This window comes from Virgibacillus sp. GM2-2 (assembly GCF_055329585.1).
On sequence record NZ_JBUZWC010000066.1, the window covers coordinates 1 to 274 of the forward strand.

General features: G+C 53.6%; 1 protein-coding gene. It reads left to right on the forward strand.

The genetic code is table 11. The features are described 5' to 3' along the window. Positions 1–274: hypothetical protein (locus ACY9Z2_RS18990; RefSeq protein WP_463611242.1), on the forward strand; the 274-nt coding region annotated here is incomplete at both ends.

The window sequence follows — 274 nt, forward strand, 5'->3', positions numbered from 1 at the left end:
GCCGCGCCGTCTGATTCGCAAGACGGATGTCGAGGCCATGTTGAAGCAGATGTTGATCGAGGAAGGCTACTTGCAGACGTTGCCCGATCTGGCGCGCAGTCTGAGCGCGCTGGGTTTGATCAAGCCCACCTATGATCTCACCAAGTATGCCCTGAATGGCCTGGCCGATAACATCGGCGGTTTCTACATTCCGTGGTTAAAAGAGCTCTTTGTGATCGGCACAAGCTTTCACGGGCTGGAGCGCTTTGTGTTTTCACATGAATACGATCATGCT